Origin of the sequence: Snodgrassella sp. ESL0324, assembly GCF_013344955.1 — a bacterium.
GTDB classification, from domain to species: domain Bacteria; phylum Pseudomonadota; class Gammaproteobacteria; order Burkholderiales; family Neisseriaceae; genus Snodgrassella; species Snodgrassella alvi.
The window spans coordinates 660,456-677,950 of the sequence record NZ_JAAEDS010000012.1 but is presented as its reverse complement, the minus strand read 5'-3'; the positions used below and the strand labels follow the sequence as shown (position 1 = coordinate 677,950).

The window sequence follows — 17,495 nt, the reverse complement described above, 5'->3', positions numbered from 1 at the left end:
CCAATTCAAGACTAAATTTGGGTTGAATCAACTATTTGGTACTAAAATTAGCTACACCGGCTTCTTCCATTTTGGCAACATCAATTTTGATACAATCTGTGCCTAGTGAGGTATCTGTAAAAGAGTCGACTGCAAAAGACGCATTCTTCAGAACAGAGTGAAGTTCTCTATCAGATGAATAAACAGGTACGACTCCAATCTCTTTACAGCGTTTTCTATAACTAAAGAATAGTCTGGGTGCAGAAACAATTAAGTATTGAACTCTGCCCGCAGCACTGTCGCCATCCATAAAGCGGTAATGTGTTCCAATCACAATCTTACCAACAGAAATATCTGACTCTCTGGAAGCATTCGACATAGATTTCATAAACATAACTACTTCACTGGCTACTTCTGTAGTCCAGAAAGCTTTATTCAGTAAAGCTAAACGCATTGCTTTTAACTTTTCTGTAAAAACATCTCCGAAATGCTCAAATAATGTCGCTGTAAAGAAGTCAAAACCGGCTGTTACAGCAATAGCATTTGAAACAATACGGTCATTTGCTCCGTTATATAAAAGATGAGAAACCTCCTCTTCAACAGTAAGATAAGAATTTTTTAAATCAAGTAAATCACATGTAATAGCACGTTTGGCCAGTAAATAGCCAAGAGCACTGATCAGTACTTCGTTTCTGGACAGAAATTTAACATGTTCTGCGCGACCCACTTTGTCATCCAAATGAAACATGGCCGGAACAAGACGTTCCAGCAGTGACGTTTGCGATGTGTCTATCGATTCCCCTAGCCATGCAATAGGAGCCAGCATGGGTTGATTGCTTAACTCTGCATAATGCGAGCCGGCAGTGTTGCCTCCACCCTTACTTACGGTTGAACCAACTGTATAGGCTACTTGAAGCAGACCTCTGAAGTCTTGTAACCACTGAGGTGATACATTCTGAGGCTTTACTTCATCCACTACTACCGGAATAGAAGCTGAACTGACCAACCGTTTCTCAATCGCAAATCGTGAAGTATTATTCGCAGCTAATACATTTAACTTATTTTTAAACGAAAACAGATTCAACAGCAAATTAATAGTTGTAGTTTTACCTGATCCGGCCTGGCCCACAATCTGCATTAATGGAAAATTTTTTATTAAGTCCATTCTATACAAAATGTGTTTAATAAAACATGCGGAGAACCAACCCAGAACCACAGACAAACTATAAGTATTACCATTTAAATCTAATAAGTGTTTTACAGCTTCCTGCAACTCACTCTTATTTTGTTCAGGTACATTAAATAAATCTGTCTTAAAAATCCCCGCTTCATTTGAAGCATCTACATAAAAAGGGTAGTTATGTATCGAAGATTTTGAAACTACCCCCTCATGAGTAGTCTTGGCTTCAACCCAGAATCGACTAAACAGACTTTCTGTATGATGTTCTTCATTTTCTTTAGCATCCGCCACATCAACATATACACCTTCAAGACAGGTGGCTTTTAATTCTTCATAACCATCAGAAGATGATCCTGCAAAATTAAGCAATGCCTGACGAAACCGGCTAGACTCTTTCATGGTCAAACCCATTATATGTCCGCCTAATTTCTGAATATGTAAAGAGAATTTAACCTGATTATTCAGCTCAGCTAGCGATATAACCATTCTGGGTAAAGAGTTACCCAGAACTACAGGTATCACACTATAGTGCGTAATTAAACCATTCTCGTCTCTAATTACTTGGAGTGAGTCAGGTTTCCAAGCATAGTCTGATACAGTTAAAACATCTTTAGAAGTTAACTGTACAACGCCAAGATCACTGGCGTGCATGTCACCTGCCATATTCTGAACAAATTTTACGCGCTCAATTTCATCCTTCATATCTATACCGCAATAATCCAGATTGGAAGCATATTCTTCTTGTAAGATAGACCTTAAACCTATTGAAGTATACTCAAAATAGTTATTTTCAGCTACATACCGAAAAGCCTCACGCATAGCTACTTCTATGTCATGTTTGGATGAATGGGTTAACCCCTTTATTTGCGAACGTTTTTCAATAAAACCTTTAATAGATTCTATATATTTATCTTCATGTTCCAGAGTATTCATACCTACAGCTACCGCAGCAATAGCCATCTGTAACTTTATATCGTTCAGGTTCTTACCTTGATTAACAGCATCTCCTGAAAACAGTGCCTGAATAGTAGGTACAGCACTCGGATTAGGGAAACTTAGTTTCTTAGCCTTATTTTTAGCTCTTGTCTTCTTCTGTTCATTTAAGTTAGCTATAGCAACAGAATAGAGAGTTGATAGCCCCTTATTAAATTCCGCATCCTCCGGGCGGATATCCGGACGTTTTTGGGAACACCAATCCCAGTAACCCTGTTCATCCAGAGTTAGTAGTTGCTCTGGGTGGATAGGGACTTTCCACGAAATCTGTCCGTTGTCCAAAGTTCGTGATCGATAGGTAGTACGCCACATTCTTCCACGTTTGGCAGTATAAACCCGCATATCTAAATGAGGTGTAATTAACTCCCAAGCTAAACTTCTATAAATGTCAGGTAGGTCAGGAACACCTTTCAGCATTGCAAGATTTTTTGCTTTTTCTGACATCAGACAAACCATAGGAATAGTGCAATGCACACCTTTACGTCCGGATAACCACCATGACGCCTGACGTAAATCGAAACCCAATTCTTGCAGTTTTCGCATAAAACTGCGGACGTCCTCTAAAACTGAATTGATATCTCCGTCACTGTCCCAATCAAGATAAAACGGTCCTCGGTAAGCCAGGTTTTCCGGGGGGGGTTCACCTTTATTCCACTTAGCATTACAATCCAGAATAGTCATAAACTCAGGTTTATGCTCATTAAGATAGTCTTGGCGATTTATATCTTCTAAGGTTTGCCACGGACTCTTTCCGGTCATGACACTATAATACCAACTCATTTTAACCTCCGAACAACCAATCACGTAAATCTTTATAGGAATATTGGATCCGGTTGGCTATAGTATCTTTAGCTAATAAAATTTCCTGTCTGCGCATTTGTACTGTACCTTTGGCACAAGCTAGTCTAACCCGGCAAGTTTCTGTTTGACCGTTTCTATCAATTCGACCTATAGCCTGAATCAATTCTTTAGGTATCATAGGTAGCTCAACAAATAAAATATCTGTACAAACTTTCTTGATACCGTCTAAACCAGAACCCATAGATAAGGGTTGGCCAATTAAAATCTTGCAATCATCTTCCTTAAGAAATCGATTCAAATTTTGCATTTTGACTTTCGCTGTTAGCTTTCCGTAAATTTCTACAGCATTCCAGGGTTTACAAAAATCTTTTAAAGCCCTAATTGTGTTCTGGTAATAGGCAAAGATAACTAACTTCCGGCCACCAAGTTCTGACATAATCTGTTCAATAAGTTCAAAAGCTTTTACTTTTTTACGGGCTTCTTGTTTAGATTTTTCATCTTCAAAAAATGACTCATAACCTACGATTATTTGTTGCAACATTATGTGAAGCTTCTGAACTGTATTCCCATTAATTTTCTCATTGCCGTATTTAAATAAAGCATTCTCAGCTAAACTGTCATAAGCTTCTTTATGTGATTTCTCTAATTCATAAAAAATAGGTTTGAAAATAACCTCAGGTAAATACTTATCTACATCCCTACGAAAAACCCTTGCACTATTAAACAAAAAGTTTTCATTTAACTCATCCTCATTCTTATACTCAAGAATCTTGTTAAAAAAATCTCTGGATTTCACATGCTTAGCATCAAACCATTTTTTAGATACATAAGCATCAGGGTTCGTAATTGAAATATAGGCATAAGCATCGTCGGGTGTGGTCAGAGGCGTACCAGTCATAGCTATAAATCTACGTTCAGCTACCACGATATGTATCCTTCAACAATTGCTGTAATAAATTAATTGATTCAGTTGAGTCTTGTTTTTGGGCAGACGTCTTAGTAGACTGTTTTCTTTTAGTCTTTGCTTTATGATTTAAAAATAACGCAGATTGACCAGTTAAGAATGCCTTGACCGCTTTATAATTCCCTGTAGCAATATTTTTCATAGATGTAGCTTCATCTACGATGAGGGTAACTTTCTTATCGAGAAAGAAGTCAAACAAACGTTTAAAATCATTTTTAAACACCTCTATAGACATAAGCAAATAATCAACATCTAAAGAAATTCTGCTACGTTCATCTGGCGTACCAGCATAGATTTGAACACGTTTAATTTCAGGAACTAGTTTGATAGTTTCTTCCCACTGAGTTAAGAGGATAGGGGGCATTAAAATAATTGTTGTCTCATACCCTTGTAACTTGTGATAGAGAGATGCAGCTAGTGCGGTTAAAGATTTTCCGGTTCCAACTTCAAAATACATTCCCGCAGCCGGTTTATCTGCAAAGGCATTTACCCAAGTCGATTGGTATGGATAAAGTGGAAAGGGTATCGAAAACTGGTTTTCTACTAATTCAGCAGCATTAGATAAAGGATAATAATCAACAACCTCTTCTGCTGGTAATTCATTTAGAAGACGCTTATATTCTTCTGCACTGACAAAGTGCTGCTTAGGACTAAACCTAAGATGCCCATGCTCGAGCTGTTCCGTAGTTGGGGTCATAATCAGATTTTTGGGGGATTCCAAGGCTGGAGAAATCCCACTTTTTTCTAGCGTATTCTGAAATATCTGTGTCATTATCTACGTCCACCTCACGTTTAAAGTTTTCTATCATAATTTTTTTATCTTCTTGTTTTCTTCTCTGAACCTTCTCGTAGTATTCAAGGGAGGATAACGGTGAAATATCTACTTGTTGTAATTTTTGTATCGATTTGCCTGACGCATCCCACTCTACGACAGCTTGAATGACAGGTTCTTTATCGTAATATTCCGGATATTCTAAAAAAAAGACATAATCTGGTAGATACCCTTGTCTAATCTTGTGTCGTAATACATTAATTTCTAATTCAAAAGGATGACGAATCAATCTATAAGTCTTACCTAACTTTTCTTGCATATTTTTAGGAAGTTCCTGACAGAGTCGTACTTCTTTTATAGAACGGTAGTACCGAAGACCCATAGGATCCATGTGTCTGAATTTTGCTAAGAGAGCTATATAGCGTTCCGGTTTACTCAAATCTCTGTCTATATATATAGTTGTATCTGTATCTATACCCATCTCCTGCATAATAGCTTTGTATTCGGGATCATCCTCTGAACGGTCACCGATTGCTTCTACTTCGGGGTGTGGATTTTCAACTTCATATCTGTAATTCCGCCACAAAATCGGAAAATGCTCCTGAAAATGTTTTACTAACTCTGGTTTTTTCACTTTTAAGCGATTCACGCTTAAAAGCCATGAAATAAAATCTTCTCCATCCAGAGCAGCCTCCCTCTGAGACCTGCCACTAAATTTTAAAGTTTGAAAAGACTTATATACTCGAACTCTCTCATGGTTATTTCTCCAATTCATACCTAAACAATTAACAATTCTGGAAACCGGAAGAAGACTTCCATCAGGGATAAACTCCAAAGTTTTCATCTCCCCTGTATCCATATACTTAAATACAAACGGCTGTAAAAGTGCTGACATAGAACCCTCGTCACTATAAAAGTTCTAAATTGAAATAATTTAAATCAAAAAAGAACAATTAAAAGCCATAGAAAAACCTGGGCGGAACAAAGTTCCAACCCAAGTCCTTATACTACTGAATCTAACGAGTGTTCGTCAACCTTATATTTAAGGCATAATGAATTATCTGATAAAAAGCCTCAGTATTTAAGTTTAAAACTCTAAGTATTAACATATTTTCCCCTCTTCACGCAGGGTTCGTTGGCTTTTCCAACCTCTGAGGTTTGCGTAGTATTCTGTATCTTCACAAGCAATAGCTTGATGTTCAAGAGGTGAATAGTGCTCTGGTTTACTTCCTACAAGTTTATCGTATAACTTTGCATTCTCGTCATATGATGGAAAGTTTCCATCATGATTCAGATAGGAAACACGAGCACAACGTGCTGCTGAATCTTTACCAAATAATTCCATCAATCTTAAAGGTGATTGGTTTTCATGATCACCACCTAAGTAATAGGGTAGATGTATATTGGTTAACTTAGGCTTAGAAGTCTGTAAAGCATTTCGTATTTTCTCTGCCAAGTTTCTAATTTCAGGTTGTGCAGCAGGGTGACAACGTAATGCAAAGAAGTTATCCCAATCTGTAGCTGTAACTACTACAGATATCTGAGAAAACCATTCTGTAGGTCTATTTGCCCACTGCTTATGTAGACCTAACTTAGAGAGAATCCAGACACCAAGACTATTATTTATGGCCATGCCATACCAAATAGCTTTTGCAAGCCAAAGACGGACGCCTTTCAGATTTTCATCTTGAGCCTGCATTCCCGCCTGATTTTTACCCCAGCGGACAGGTGTAACAAAATTATCCCAAATGTTCTTTAGCATTCTGGAAACTGGAACAGCACGGCTACTTGAAGCATTCCGGGAAAACATTCTATGAGTCATAAACTCAGAGTGGATGTATCTGGGATATTTCAGATTCAGAGTAGTTATCCGGCATCCTTGTGAACTGATAGAATCAGCTAATACTTTAACTTCTACTTTTGCTAATTTCATATATCCCCGCTTGTCCGTAACCGTAAGAAAACAGGGTGGCGAGGTGCTTCCTTAATACCATGTGAAAAATACTTATATGTTACTAACCGACCAAGTAACTCATCTCGACGCTTCCAGAATTCCTGACGCTGGGCATCGTTAAACCCAGTACCGATTTTGAACTCAACACCCTCAGGTGTTTTACAAATTAAAGCTCCTAATTTGTTACCCCCTTCTAAATTTTCTTTATGAGAAGAACGCTCAGTAAGTCCAAGTGCATTAGTAACTGCCTGATTATGATTATGCATTAGTTCTTCAAAACCAATAATCTCAGCTTCAGCATCTAAGAATCGTTTCAGCTTTATCATACCCTGCTCCTTAAGGGTACTACGACCTTGCTTGTACAGTGCTGTAGGGGAACGGAGAATTACTCCTTCATAACCTTGAGCTAATACTTCTTGTTCATAAGCTACTAACTCTTCGTATGAAGTGATTAATTTGGTATCAACAAGTTGAAAAAAGACCTCTGGAAAATCCTCACTTGCGACTCTGAAACCTTTAAAAGGCCTCAATAGTAAACGGAGTCTGTTTTCATAATCCATGTCTGGGATGTGGCAAAGATCAAAAACACAGAAAGTGACATCCGGTTCCCCAGATTCTTTTCTAACAGCACCTGATGTATTGATGTATACATCTTTATCATAAGGGTTACCAACTACTAACTCACCATCACAACCATCCAGTATATTGTTAAAAGATTTTATGATATTTTGTACATGCTTGTTAGAAATTAGCTTATTAGAACGGGTATAACCTACACCATCCTTAATGTACATACGCACACCATCAATTTTAGGTGATGCCAAGAGTGGAAACTTTAAATCTTTTTCTTGACCTTTTTTCAAGGTTGCTGCTAACATAACTCTGAATTTTTCATTCGACACATTTTATCCTTTACAGAATTTGGAATTTTAGGTAACTCAGACCACGCAACGTCAAAGCCATCCACAGGGGTGCCGATACGCAAAACTCCATACTTGGACAGCATTAATAACTTAGCTGCCCGTGGGTCTGGTTTATTTTCTTCAATATCTTTTAAATACACTAATGCTGCTGTTGGAATAGTTTTATTCAACACACAATAAAATCCTTTTAGCTTTTCTTAACTTCACTAAACCCCTTACACAATTCTTCCCAACCAGATTTTGATTGATTTATTGCTGCCCAATATAAATCATTCAATTCAGGTTTTTCCTGTAATACATATAGCATCATCAAATTACAAGCCGCATGAATAAGATGAGGACGTCCTGACTCAGGATCATTTATCTCACCAGAATGAAACGCAGTCAGATGTCTTTGGAGAGCTGCATACAAGCGGCTCCAGTTCAAGCCCTCCCGCCAATTATGATCTGAGTATTTTTCTGCTCCGAATCCTAAAACCGTAGCAACCGCTGTTAGCCATTTAGGGTCTACTAAATCTAAACGGGGTTTTCCATTGTCATATTTTATACCGGGCATTTTGAACCCTCGAATCTTAATATATATGCATAAGTATCTCGGTTATAGCCAGCAGGGAGTTTGCCATTTAATCGGTCAAACGGAGGCAGAATTCCAAGTCTAACCCATCTATATATAGTGGATACTGATACGTTCAATACTTTAGCCACATCTGATACGGAATAAAAATCTTTACTCATACAATCTCCAATTTATATAAATGTCTTTTTACTAAGGATCTAATTCGATTTAGATACATAACAAACATGGCATTTAAAGAACCTGGACCGGCATAACCCATATTTTTTAAATTTTCTTCTGCTGAACTTAGTATCTGTATTAACTTATCAGGCTCAGTATTTTGAATTTTTTCTGTAAGAGGAGGGCACCAGTCTCCCTTACATGCTGCTTCTAAATACGGTCTTAGTTCAGAGTCTAGGGTTGTTGAGATTGGGATTTCAGCCATTGAGATATCTCCAAATAAGTGGTTGGAAGATAAAAACTATTTTTAAATGCATTACTGTTAGGGAAATAGTTTTTCTTCGCCGCTATTAGAATTTCATAGTTATTTTTAGAGTGAATATAAGAATCTTGATAATAACCAGAGGCTGTAGCAACTATTTTTAGTAAAGATTTATTGCCAACATAATTATTCTCAATAAATTTAAGGGTTTTATTACGTTTTAAATAACTCTCTAAGTTATATTCAAATTCACTTAGAGAACCCCTAATTATCATTACGGGTATCCCATAAATGATATTAATGGTCATCCTTGTACTCCTTGATAGCATTCAGTAGAAAACCATAGAATCGATTCGGTATAGAGGTATCCTCCTGCTCAACAGTACGAATTAGACCTTTTAATAAAATATCTACCTCCTGTAATGACAAATTTTGAACAATCTGGTTTATGTCTGAATCTGACAAATGTTTCATAAGTAAACCTTTATTCATACTACTTTTAACAACTTACTTCGTATCGAAGGTTATTATATCAAGTGTTCAAAAAAATATATATAATTTGTAATAAATGTACACATTATATATATAAATACTTGTTTAATATCTTAATTTAATAATCAATTTTTAAATCTACTTATCATTTAAGATACCTAATTTATATTTATGCTCGGGTATGACGGTGAGAGAGTTTTCAGAATCCCTAAATTTTAATTTACCGGATAAAATTAAACCCTGAACATGTTGCTCAGGGTTTTTAACAGTTTTATCCAATTCTACAATTGCATATTCATATGTATTCTTAAATACACGATAAGATTGCTTGCCTTCTTGCACTAAATTTCCTCAAATTACTAAAATAATTAACCGAACCTGTTTCAGTGACTTCACCTAACCCAACAGAATTAGCAAAGTCTACTAACTGGTTATACATAAGTTTATATTCTCTGTTTACGGCCCTCCTTAGGTTAGTTTTATTCAAGTTTTTTGGAACAACTGAAAAACAGAGTAGGGTATTAAGCCTGTTGGTTTCCCCACTTACTGTTGGTAAGGATTTCTCAGTTTTCCACTGTAATAAACAATCTGATATAAAACTTTCAAGTTCTAATTCAGAGTTAATAAGAATCTGAAAACCAGAAGTCTTCCCGTAGCATAACTTGTACTGATAAAAGATAGTTTTCTTATTGGTTCTGGAAACAAATTCATAAGCATCATGATAAGCTTGAATAAGAAACCTTAAATCATCTGACAAATCCCAACAATCGTCGGCTGCTACACTAATACTTGAGGCTTTAAACTGAAAATTTTCAATGCTCATGAAACTGAGCAGTTAAGGGGGGTATTATCCAGCGTTTTGGCCACCTGATTTAAAAACTCAGGGTTGTTGATCTTAATATTTTTAAATTCTTCAGCCAGACTTTTTAAAATATCTGAGTCTATTCCATCTAAAATACCGGCCAGAATTAACGCATTTATTTTGGCCATATGAACGGGGTCTTTGTTGTAAAGGTCACCTATAAACTCATCTGCCTCTGTAATTAAACAATCACTTTTAATTAAACTGGCTACACTGGTTTCGGTAGTTTCCATAAAACCTCTAATTATCTAAATTGAAAAACATACCCATCAGTAAATGTGTAATTATCATATTTAAACGCTTGAACGGCCTCGTCTAAATCCACAAGATCTAAAATAAACTAATAAGTTCTATATAGCTCCCCTGTTTTAGGATCTACTGACCCAGGTAAAGCCTTTAATATCTCTTCCAAGAAGTCGTAGACATAATCACCAGGCTCCGAGTCATAGCTACCTATGTACGACTTTCTCCCTTCTTCTAGAGCTTCTTTTACAGATAAATCACTATCATAGTTACCCCAGGCAGCTAAAACGCATGTCAACCCCTCGGAGTCTAACTCAAACACATCCCAAGCTTGAGGGTCAACTTGTGAGCCTTTCACAAGCTGTTTTAATAGAGGTCGAACTTCCGAATCAAAATCAAAATCCTGAAACATAAACTCAGGCTCATCTTCATCTTTATGAAGTTCTTTACAGGCAGCGATAAAGTCATCATAACTATCGTAATCTGACATATCCAGCCACTTACCAGCTAATTTATTATCGTTACCTTCGTTATATTTTTTATAAGTTCCTACATAAACACCAGCATACATATAGTTCTCCTAAAATGAAAAGACCTCCGGATTAAGGCGGTCTTTAATTAAAAAGCCAGCGGTTAGCTGGCTAGTTATTGTTTATCTGGTTCAGGTTTTTCGTCTTATCCGGCTTGGATATAGTTACTCTTTTAAATTCCCTGTTCGGGTAGTATTCAATCACAATAATGTTGTTTTGATTTACTGAAAATTTCCACACTAAAAAGAGTGTAATAGTACGAACAAGTTGATAAATAGCAGGACTAAAAATTATTAATCCAATGGATAGTAGGTTATCATTTAAAATATTAAGAATTTGAATAAAGGTTGACATCTTACTCCTTTGTATTTTAGTTATGTATTCAGTCTTATTTCCTAAAAGGAAAAATATCAGACCACATATGTTTACGATGATTCTTATAGTCGAAAAACCAAAGCAATGGGATCATGAACATCGGGAACAATATAAATAAAATTAAAGATGACCATGTTATTAATGCAGAGGAGGGTGCATCGTCTAATATAGTTTCATTAATCTCTCTAAGGCTACGGTATAAACTTTTTAATAGATCTATAAGTATTACAAAAGGGAATCCCACTAGAACAACCAAACAACACAGGACCCAGCAAAACAATAAAATAAATAAATTTTTCAAATATCGCTCCAAAAAAAAAAAATTAAGCCAGCTAAGTGCTGACTTTAAAGTAGAAGCTCTCCGGAAGAAGTAATCCAACGTACTCGATTCTCCATACGGATTTCTGAGTGTACTTCTGTAGGTTGATCGTCAAACGTATATTTGTAAAACCACCCGTCATCCTCCGAGTCATACTCCAGATAAAAATATCTGTTCGATAGTTTTACTATAGAAGCTACACGTTCATAGCCCCAATCCCTTCGTAATGTTTTATCTGTATGCGAAAAAGTATAAACTAGCTTTTCAAGTATGCGTTCACTTAGGTATTCACCTCTATCAATTTTATTTAAAAGGTATTTTTCAATAGTTTGTTTATCTGACACAGTACTCTCCATAAGTTAATTAGAGCTGGTACTTAACTGGCTTAGCATTTTCCCAATCACAAGTTATTCCACCTGAATTTCCAGAATCAAAAATTAAACAGGTAACTGTCCGACCGTCCTCTAAAGTCCTGCGCAGTTCAATCGTGCTCCAGGATGAAATCGTGCTTTGCAAACCACAACCAGCAATAAAGAGAGTCGCCATAGCGACTAGAAATAATTTTGTTTTCATAGAATTCTTTCCTTTAGAATTAGAAGTTCAAAATATTCTCCAAAAATAAGAGCCAGCTAGGTGCTGGCTTTTTTGCGTTCATTAGAGCATTTATAAGTAATCTCTCCTTTAACACTATCGTAATTAATAATTTTAATTTTGATAGTGTTAACATTCCCCCAAATCACCCCATCGGAATTAATAATTTCATTCGCATCAACATTACCGATAACTTGTCCACCATAAAGATTAATAATATTAGCCTTAACATTTTTATGAACGTATCCAGAAGTGATAGTAAAAATATCAGCTTTAATATTTCCAAAAATATTAGCGTAGCTAGTCATATTAACAATATTAGCTTTGATGTTTGCTGCATGAATTTGTCCATGATAAAGTATATTAAGACTTTTAATTACAGAATGCCCTCTGATAAATGAATAAAAATTAATAACAACAATATTAGCCTTAAGTTTAGTTCTTACGTAAATACTCGCATAATTATCTAAATAAATTTCATTAGCCTTTACACGGTTCGCATCAACTAACGCCCAGTTTCTAAGATCTAATTTTCCATTAATTTTAAGATTCCCTTTAACAATAATTCGCTTTTGCTTTTGAGAAACAACATTCCCGGTAATATGAACATTTCCATTATAAAAAAGATGACCATTTACATAGTCTCGTACTAAAGGTTTTTTATTAAAAGGTAAATTCTTTACTAATAAAACACCTAAACTTCCGTAATCAAAATCCTCACATAGCTTTAGTACTTCTGAAACTTTCCCACCATTGGGAAAATGCTTTTTAAAAGTTTGAATATCGTTATTTACACAGTCTTCCAGTGTTTCAAGCCATTCTTGAGTAACTATAAACTCTTCTACATTCTTCATTTATAAACCTTTTAATAAGAAAATCTAATATTTATATAGTTATGTCTAAAGTTAGACAATAAAATGGCCGCTTACGGCGGCTAGTCGGCACGTACTACTGGATGAAATAACTCCAGTCACGTGCTGCACGCTGTTACTTCCGCCACCTGCGTGCTGGGCGGTCAACAGATCAAGATAAATAAAAAGTCGCTATAGCGACTGGAATTGGTTTCATTTTCATTTTCAGATTTTTTAGTTTAACCTGTAATTGTGATATCTACAGGTTCCCAGTGTTCATGATCAAAACAGTTTGTCCAACTAGTAAACTCCTCACCCAATTCATAAGTAACACTTTCATCAGGTTTTATAACAAACCCTTTGTCTGTAGAAAAAAACACAACAATATAATTTCCCTCTATGTGTCTTCGAGCAACAGGAAATACAAATGGTTTTTCGGGCACCTTAATAACTTCCAGCATATATAACTCCTTTTTAATTATTTTGTATTTTTTCAATATTAAAATCATATGGATCAAGCCTAGCACTGAACTCCACAACTTTTAAAGTAATTCCTTTGCTCCCATCAACATCAGGAAAGCCTACCGTTTGTGCAATATAATCTTCTATAGAAGACCAACGACCATATCCGCACATCTCAGATGTGAGGTATGAATAAGCTAAATTGGAAATAATTTGCAGGCATTCCTGTAAGCACTCAATAAAATTATCTTCAGTGAGCTCTAGATCATGAAAAATAGCCATTTGTTCAATGACTTCATATAAATTTTTATTTTTAAAATCGACTTCAAAAATTACATAACAATCCGGGAAAAAGTAATCTTCTGAAACTTTATATTGTTCTTTTCCTGAATATTCATTATTCATAAACTCTCCATAATCAATATGTAAATTATGGCCACTATATAGTGGCCATATTTCAATTTAATAATTAACAATGAAGTTAATCGTCCTAAGGACGTGCTTTAAAAGTAGCCTGTTCTTGACTGTTTGCACAGTGCTTAGAACCCTTAATAAGTGATTTCAAATCCACTTTGACTGGCTGTTCTGGGAATTTGGAATTAAATTCATCAAGAAAACCAGAAGAAGAACCAGAAATTACAGGAAAATACCACCAAAAAATTGAGAAATACTGGTCTTGCAGTTTAACTATAGTTGAAACTGCTTCAGCTATACCTTCTTCTTTGACATGCTCTTTATAAGGGAAGTCTCTTACAAGTCTTTTAAGTTCTTTTTCTGTTAAATCCACTCTTTTATCAATTTTCTCTAAAATTAATTTTTCAAAATCTGAATCATTTTCCTTGTTAATCTCCTTAAAAATAAAGCCACTGTATAGTGGCTTTGTTTATGTGCGTTACAAATTTGACTTAAAACTTCTTCCCGTTAGTACCTGAACGATGTTCTCTGGTATGGTCTACACGTTTAGTGTTGTAGTCCCATTTTTCCATCATAATATTGCCAATTGGTATGTTAAATGCACCTGCCAGGTCCAGAATTCGAATAAGGGCATCAGCCAGTTCTACCGCAAACATATCGTACTGAGGTAAGTGGTCGTCTTTAAGGTCTTTTCTTAAACCTTCTAAAGCTTCACTTATTTCAGAGTGAATTAAAGCTAATTTTTGAGTTATTATAAGATTTATAGACGTATTTATACTATCTAATACTTCAGATTTATAACCCTCAGGAAGGTGATCGATATCCGATATATTATCTTTTCGGAATCGTTTTGCCGCCAAATCATCCCACCAACCAACCTCAGAGTTATGTTTGTAAATTGACTTTGAAAGGTCATTAATAGTTGAACTGAGTTCTTCTTTGTTCTCAAAAGACATTTAAATATTTCCTATTAAAAAAGCCAGCGGTTAGCTGGCTTGGGTTAGTTTGTCTTCATTATGCTTTGATTTTTCGGAAATTACTCTAGACATAGTATTTATTGATTTATCTGCATCTTCCTGTGTTCTATAGAGCAAACCAAACTCAAATTTGAATTTAGATTCCGGATTGGAAGGGTCATATATCAATGTTTCACTGATTGGCACATATTCTGGAAAAGCATTGGTTACCATCCAAATTACTGTTCCAGCTTCGGGTTCGTCTGTAATATATGAAAACTCCTCAGGATTCTCTTTCATATACTCAAAAAGAAACTTTTTAGCTTCCTGAGCATCTTCTTTAGTCAAAAAGCAAAGAGAAAGTCTTGTAAGTTCTTTTTCTACCCAATCATGTACGGATTTAATTGCTAAAGCTTTATCAAAGTCTGAAAAATCCAAAGAAAAATAAATTGAATCTAATTCAGGTAATCCGTTTATGCAGATAAATTCTTTACTCATGGTCTCTCTCTTTAGTCAAGAAAGCCCACTGTTCAGTGGGCTTTAGTAATTTTGGAATCGTAGGGTTTATCAGGTTTAGCATTTTTATACCTGCACGTAATGCATGTTTCTCTTTAGAAAAGAATAATCCGAGTTTTAAATAACGAACATGCCAAGGTATCTCCGGGTCATATTTAGTCCATATAACACCAGATTCAAGACCAAAATATGAATAATAGACCTTTGTTCCTCGCTCTGGAGCTTTAGTTAAAAACTTATATTTAAATTTTTTCTGCTCCATAGCTAGAGCTTTTGTTATTATACCTGCGGCTTCTCTAAGGTCTTTAGAGGTATTATAAAGAAACCCGTTTATTAACAACCTTTGGTGTCTTTCATTCTTAAAGTCAAAATAGATACTTCTAGAATCAAGCTCTAGACCATCCATATCTACACCATACCAGACTTTAGTTCCTGGTGCAGGTTCAGATGTAATGTATTTTAATTGTTCTTTATGGGATTTTATGAAGGTCTTTAGAAATTCGAGTGCTCTTTTAACGTCCTTTTCAGTTGGGTAAATTCTATAAATTGTGAGCCAATATTTTTCAACGTGAATACCCTTCCATTCACGGTTCAAATACCCACTAGTACTATAATTAGTCAAAAAATAGACTATTTGACCTTCTTTAGGCTCCTTTTTTAAGCATTTAAATTTCTTAGTCATGGTCTCCCTCGTTAGTTAATAAAGTCCATTGTTTAGTAAGCTTTAATCGTTTAGAACCTAAAGGATTAATTTGTTTTAGCATAGCTCTACCGGCGCGTAACGCATGTTTCTTTTTAGAAAAAAGTAATCCAAGTTTTAAATAGCGAACAAATTCAGGCGCATCAGGGTCATACTCCCATCCCTCAACACCGGATTCAACACCACAATGTGGGTAATAAACAATGGATCCAGGTTCAGGAACCTCCGTTAAAAATTTATATTTAAATCTTTTATATTCCATAGCCAAAGCTTTTGTTATTATTTTTGAGGCTTTTTGAACCATATCCGAGCTATTATAAAGTAAACCTAGTTTTAATAGTGATTGATGGTTTGCATTCATAGGGTTGAAAACAAAACTCCTAGGATCGTCCACAGAACCGTCCATATCGAGGCCATACCAGACTTCGGTTTCAGGTTCAGGCTCAGATGTAATATAATTTAGTTGTTCTTTGTGGGATTTTATAAAATTCTTTATAAATTTAGCAGCACGTTTAACGTCTCTTTTGGTTAAATAGATTCTGCGCTCGGAAAGCCAATTATAAGAATGAGCTTCTCCCGTCCACAGAATTTGCAGATAAAAGCTATTACTATCCTCCGGAGTTAAAAGAAAGACGGTTTGACCTTCTTTCGGAGCCTTTTTTAAAAATTTAAATTTCTTAGTCATAATTAATTCTCCTAAAAATTAAAGCTCACCGGATAGTGAGCTTTGAAATGTTGTTTCAGGTACTTCAAAGGTTAATTCGACGTATCAGCTTTTGATGCACGTTGGGTTTCTTCCTTCTGTTTCAGTTCCTTTTTATTTTCCTCAGCTAAAGCTTTTTTAATAACTCTAAAGCTTTGTTTGTATAAGTAGTATCAACACACCCATTTCCAGTCATACCAAAACTCCTTCATTAAACATTTGGCCATTAATCACAGTTAGTCTCCTTTAATCGTGAGTTATTGTTTAATACTGGTAAATCTAACCAAGTTTGAAGTACTTCTACAGCATCATCTCTACATGTAAATAATAAATTCTGGTCTGAGAGACGATTATGATCCGGGTTGTCTGACTTAAATCTAATAGAAATTACAGTGCCTGAATAAGAGTCTGGAACATAAAATAATTTGTTTTCTAAGGGGTGACGGTAATTAAATAGCTTATCAATATCAATTGGGATAGACCTATTAGATATCATAACTTTAGTATGTAAAGCTTGATCTAACTCTTCTTTAGCTTTTAATACGGCTTTTTCAGTTACATAAACTAAGCCACTCTCCATCAAATATTCTATATCTGAATAATCTCTCCGTGAGTGTTGATGAAAAAACCCATTCAGATAACCCATTTTCAAAATATATATGGGACCTTTATGATCAGTTTTTAAACAAGAAAATCTGTTAGGGGTATTTTTTATATAATCTAAAAGAAATTTTGTTGCGGCTTGCGCGGATTGCCAGTCTTTAAAAAGAACAGTTTCAGAGCTGCAATAATTTTTGTAACTTTGACACCATTCTGTACGTATATAACCTCCGGCTTTTGTAAAACAAGGCAAATAAATAACTTCTCCATCCATAGGCTTACGGTTAAATATATTGAACTTTTTAGGCATAATAATC

At 35.4% G+C, this 17,495-nt stretch carries 25 protein-coding genes; all 25 read right to left on the bottom strand.

What is annotated here, in order from left to right; all coding sequences use genetic code 11:
• Positions 1-31: 31 nt before the first annotated feature.
• Complete coding sequence (locus GYY70_RS05280; RefSeq protein ID WP_174831511.1) at positions 32-2,932, bottom strand: hypothetical protein; 2,901 nt, start codon at positions 2,930-2,932, stop codon at positions 32-34.
• A gap of 1 nt (position 2,933) precedes the next feature.
• Positions 2,934-3,878, bottom strand: a complete 945-nt coding sequence (locus GYY70_RS12340) for a helicase-related protein (protein WP_174831510.1) — start codon at positions 3,876-3,878, stop codon at positions 2,934-2,936.
• Positions 3,868-4,614 (bottom strand): DEAD/DEAH box helicase family protein, encoded by a 747-nt coding sequence (locus GYY70_RS05270; protein ID WP_174831509.1) that lies wholly within the window; start codon positions 4,612-4,614, stop codon positions 3,868-3,870. The genes GYY70_RS12340 and GYY70_RS05270 overlap by 11 nt, the downstream gene beginning before the upstream one ends.
• Complete coding sequence (locus GYY70_RS05265) at positions 4,574-5,533, bottom strand: hypothetical protein (protein WP_174831508.1); 960 nt, start codon at positions 5,531-5,533, stop codon at positions 4,574-4,576. The genes GYY70_RS05270 and GYY70_RS05265 overlap by 41 nt, the downstream gene beginning before the upstream one ends.
• Positions 5,534-5,791: 258 nt before the next feature.
• Complete coding sequence (locus tag GYY70_RS05260) at positions 5,792-6,622, bottom strand: FAD-dependent thymidylate synthase (protein ID WP_174831507.1); 831 nt, start codon at positions 6,620-6,622, stop codon at positions 5,792-5,794.
• Complete coding sequence (locus GYY70_RS05255) at positions 6,619-7,545, bottom strand: ATP-dependent DNA ligase (protein WP_174831506.1); 927 nt, start codon at positions 7,543-7,545, stop codon at positions 6,619-6,621. The genes GYY70_RS05260 and GYY70_RS05255 overlap by 4 nt, the downstream gene beginning before the upstream one ends.
• Positions 7,515-7,739 (bottom strand): hypothetical protein, encoded by a 225-nt coding sequence (locus GYY70_RS05250; RefSeq protein ID WP_174831505.1) that lies wholly within the window; start codon positions 7,737-7,739, stop codon positions 7,515-7,517. The genes GYY70_RS05255 and GYY70_RS05250 overlap by 31 nt, the downstream gene beginning before the upstream one ends.
• Positions 7,740-7,753: 14 nt before the next feature.
• Positions 7,754-8,122: a dATP/dGTP diphosphohydrolase domain-containing protein gene (locus GYY70_RS05245; protein ID WP_174831504.1), complete on the bottom strand. Its 369-nt coding sequence runs from the start codon at positions 8,120-8,122 to the stop codon at positions 7,754-7,756.
• Positions 8,110-8,301, bottom strand: a complete 192-nt coding sequence (locus GYY70_RS12335) for a helix-turn-helix domain-containing protein (protein WP_174831503.1) — start codon at positions 8,299-8,301, stop codon at positions 8,110-8,112. The genes GYY70_RS05245 and GYY70_RS12335 overlap by 13 nt, the downstream gene beginning before the upstream one ends.
• Complete coding sequence (locus GYY70_RS05235; RefSeq protein ID WP_174831502.1) at positions 8,298-8,567, bottom strand: hypothetical protein; 270 nt, start codon at positions 8,565-8,567, stop codon at positions 8,298-8,300. The genes GYY70_RS12335 and GYY70_RS05235 overlap by 4 nt, the downstream gene beginning before the upstream one ends.
• Positions 8,537-8,872, bottom strand: a complete 336-nt coding sequence (locus GYY70_RS05230) for a hypothetical protein (protein WP_174831501.1) — start codon at positions 8,870-8,872, stop codon at positions 8,537-8,539. The genes GYY70_RS05235 and GYY70_RS05230 overlap by 31 nt, the downstream gene beginning before the upstream one ends.
• Before the next feature lie 491 nt (positions 8,873-9,363).
• Positions 9,364-9,879: a hypothetical protein gene (locus tag GYY70_RS05225; protein ID WP_174831500.1), complete on the bottom strand. Its 516-nt coding sequence runs from the start codon at positions 9,877-9,879 to the stop codon at positions 9,364-9,366.
• Positions 9,876-10,151, bottom strand: a complete 276-nt coding sequence (locus GYY70_RS05220) for a hypothetical protein (RefSeq protein WP_174831499.1) — start codon at positions 10,149-10,151, stop codon at positions 9,876-9,878. Before GYY70_RS05220 ends, GYY70_RS05225 begins: the two co-directional genes overlap by 4 nt.
• 107 nt (positions 10,152-10,258) lie before the next feature.
• The gene (locus GYY70_RS05215) at positions 10,259-10,732 is read right to left on the bottom strand and encodes an antirestriction protein ArdA (protein WP_174831498.1); all 474 of its coding nucleotides are present in this window, start codon (positions 10,730-10,732) and stop codon (positions 10,259-10,261) included.
• Positions 10,733-11,411: 679 nt separating this feature from the next.
• Entirely contained in the window at positions 11,412-11,729 is a 318-nt protein-coding gene (locus GYY70_RS05210; RefSeq protein WP_174831497.1) for a hypothetical protein, read from the bottom strand.
• Positions 11,730-11,748: 19 nt separating this feature from the next.
• A complete protein-coding gene (locus GYY70_RS05205; RefSeq protein WP_174831496.1) occupies positions 11,749-11,958 on the bottom strand; it encodes a hypothetical protein in 210 nt (69 codons plus the stop codon).
• 56 nt (positions 11,959-12,014) lie between these two features.
• On the bottom strand, positions 12,015-12,830 hold the full coding sequence (locus GYY70_RS05200; protein WP_174831495.1) for a hypothetical protein: 816 nt from the start codon (positions 12,828-12,830) through the stop codon (positions 12,015-12,017).
• 236 nt (positions 12,831-13,066) lie between these two features.
• Complete coding sequence (locus tag GYY70_RS05195; RefSeq protein ID WP_174831494.1) at positions 13,067-13,288, bottom strand: hypothetical protein; 222 nt, start codon at positions 13,286-13,288, stop codon at positions 13,067-13,069.
• Between the two features lie 13 nt (positions 13,289-13,301).
• On the bottom strand, positions 13,302-13,694 hold the full coding sequence (locus GYY70_RS05190) for a hypothetical protein (protein ID WP_174831493.1): 393 nt from the start codon (positions 13,692-13,694) through the stop codon (positions 13,302-13,304).
• Between the two features lie 85 nt (positions 13,695-13,779).
• Complete coding sequence (locus GYY70_RS05185; protein WP_174831492.1) at positions 13,780-14,076, bottom strand: hypothetical protein; 297 nt, start codon at positions 14,074-14,076, stop codon at positions 13,780-13,782.
• Positions 14,077-14,194: 118 nt separating this feature from the next.
• The gene (locus tag GYY70_RS05180; protein WP_174831491.1) at positions 14,195-14,659 is read right to left on the bottom strand and encodes a hypothetical protein; all 465 of its coding nucleotides are present in this window, start codon (positions 14,657-14,659) and stop codon (positions 14,195-14,197) included.
• Between the two features lie 30 nt (positions 14,660-14,689).
• Positions 14,690-15,157 carry a hypothetical protein gene (locus GYY70_RS05175; protein WP_174831490.1) on the bottom strand — a complete coding sequence of 156 codons (468 nt, stop codon included), beginning with the start codon at positions 15,155-15,157 and terminating at the stop codon, positions 14,690-14,692.
• The gene (locus GYY70_RS05170) at positions 15,150-15,857 is read right to left on the bottom strand and encodes a hypothetical protein (RefSeq protein ID WP_174831489.1); all 708 of its coding nucleotides are present in this window, start codon (positions 15,855-15,857) and stop codon (positions 15,150-15,152) included. The genes GYY70_RS05175 and GYY70_RS05170 overlap by 8 nt, the downstream gene beginning before the upstream one ends.
• Complete coding sequence (locus GYY70_RS05165) at positions 15,850-16,560, bottom strand: hypothetical protein (protein ID WP_174831488.1); 711 nt, start codon at positions 16,558-16,560, stop codon at positions 15,850-15,852. Before GYY70_RS05165 ends, GYY70_RS05170 begins: the two co-directional genes overlap by 8 nt.
• Positions 16,561-16,804: 244 nt before the next feature.
• Entirely contained in the window at positions 16,805-17,488 is a 684-nt protein-coding gene (locus GYY70_RS05160; RefSeq protein ID WP_174831487.1) for a hypothetical protein, read from the bottom strand.
• Between the last annotated feature and the right edge of the window lie 7 nt (positions 17,489-17,495).

Excerpts from the sequence above, each read along its gene's own strand:
- GYY70_RS05230 (WP_174831501.1), bottom strand. The coding sequence starts at position 8,872 with ATGACCATTAATATCATTTATGGGATACCCGTAATGATAATTAGGGGT.
- GYY70_RS05190 (WP_174831493.1), bottom strand. The coding sequence starts at position 13,694 with ATGAATAATGAATATTCAGGAAAAGAACAATATAAAGTTTCAGAAGAT.
- GYY70_RS05160 (WP_174831487.1), bottom strand. The coding sequence starts at position 17,488 with ATGCCTAAAAAGTTCAATATATTTAACCGTAAGCCTATGGATGGAGAA.
- GYY70_RS05235 (WP_174831502.1), bottom strand. The coding sequence starts at position 8,567 with ATGGCTGAAATCCCAATCTCAACAACCCTAGACTCTGAACTAAGACCG.
- GYY70_RS05165 (WP_174831488.1), bottom strand. The coding sequence starts at position 16,560 with ATGACTAAGAAATTTAAATTTTTAAAAAAGGCTCCGAAAGAAGGTCAA.
- GYY70_RS05215 (WP_174831498.1), bottom strand. The coding sequence starts at position 10,732 with ATGTATGCTGGTGTTTATGTAGGAACTTATAAAAAATATAACGAAGGT.
- GYY70_RS05270 (WP_174831509.1), bottom strand. The coding sequence starts at position 4,614 with ATGACCCCAACTACGGAACAGCTCGAGCATGGGCATCTTAGGTTTAGT.
- GYY70_RS05175 (WP_174831490.1), bottom strand. The coding sequence starts at position 15,157 with ATGAGTAAAGAATTTATCTGCATAAACGGATTACCTGAATTAGATTCA.
- GYY70_RS05205 (WP_174831496.1), bottom strand. The coding sequence starts at position 11,958 with ATGAAAACAAAATTATTTCTAGTCGCTATGGCGACTCTCTTTATTGCT.
- GYY70_RS05200 (WP_174831495.1), bottom strand. The coding sequence starts at position 12,830 with ATGAAGAATGTAGAAGAGTTTATAGTTACTCAAGAATGGCTTGAAACA.
- GYY70_RS05170 (WP_174831489.1), bottom strand. The coding sequence starts at position 15,857 with ATGACTAAGAAATTTAAATGCTTAAAAAAGGAGCCTAAAGAAGGTCAA.
- GYY70_RS05280 (WP_174831511.1), bottom strand. The coding sequence starts at position 2,932 with ATGAGTTGGTATTATAGTGTCATGACCGGAAAGAGTCCGTGGCAAACC.
- GYY70_RS05220 (WP_174831499.1), bottom strand. The coding sequence starts at position 10,151 with ATGGAAACTACCGAAACCAGTGTAGCCAGTTTAATTAAAAGTGATTGT.
- GYY70_RS05195 (WP_174831494.1), bottom strand. The coding sequence starts at position 13,288 with ATGCTGGAAGTTATTAAGGTGCCCGAAAAACCATTTGTATTTCCTGTT.
- GYY70_RS05260 (WP_174831507.1), bottom strand. The coding sequence starts at position 6,622 with ATGAAATTAGCAAAAGTAGAAGTTAAAGTATTAGCTGATTCTATCAGT.
- GYY70_RS12335 (WP_174831503.1), bottom strand. The coding sequence starts at position 8,301 with ATGAGTAAAGATTTTTATTCCGTATCAGATGTGGCTAAAGTATTGAAC.
- GYY70_RS05225 (WP_174831500.1), bottom strand. The coding sequence starts at position 9,879 with ATGAGCATTGAAAATTTTCAGTTTAAAGCCTCAAGTATTAGTGTAGCA.
- GYY70_RS05245 (WP_174831504.1), bottom strand. The coding sequence starts at position 8,122 with ATGCCCGGTATAAAATATGACAATGGAAAACCCCGTTTAGATTTAGTA.
- GYY70_RS05180 (WP_174831491.1), bottom strand. The coding sequence starts at position 14,659 with ATGTCTTTTGAGAACAAAGAAGAACTCAGTTCAACTATTAATGACCTT.
- GYY70_RS05265 (WP_174831508.1), bottom strand. The coding sequence starts at position 5,533 with ATGAAAACTTTGGAGTTTATCCCTGATGGAAGTCTTCTTCCGGTTTCC.